The sequence below is a fragment of the Cobetia sp. SIMBA_158 genome, assembly GCF_046566945.1.
GTDB classification, from domain to species: Bacteria; Pseudomonadota; Gammaproteobacteria; order Pseudomonadales; family Halomonadaceae; genus Cobetia; species Cobetia amphilecti.
Genome location: NZ_JAWJYL010000287.1, coordinates 1 through 277 on the forward strand (window position 1 = coordinate 1; position 277 = coordinate 277).

Annotated in this window: 1 protein-coding gene; it reads left to right on the forward strand. The window is 54.2% G+C overall.

The annotated features are described in order from the left end of the window. The coding region (locus R2R70_RS20000; RefSeq protein ID WP_410978900.1) for a LysR substrate-binding domain-containing protein at positions 1-277 on the forward strand (277 nt) is incomplete at both ends.

The window sequence follows — 277 nt, forward strand, 5'->3', positions numbered from 1 at the left end:
TGGATGAACTGAACAGCACGTTGCGCGATACCGGGCGTATGGGGCAACAACTGAGCGGAAAAGTTCGGGTCGCTGCCAGCCAGACCATTTCCGCGCATCTTATTCCGCAATGCATTGCTGAAAGCCATCGCCGCTATCCAGATATTCAGTTTGTCCTGCACGATCGTCCGCAGCAGTGGGTAATGGAAAGTATTCGCCAGGGAGATGTCGATTTTGGCATCGTCATCGATCCAGGCCCAGTGGGCGATCTGCAATGTGAAGCGATTCTTTCCGAGCC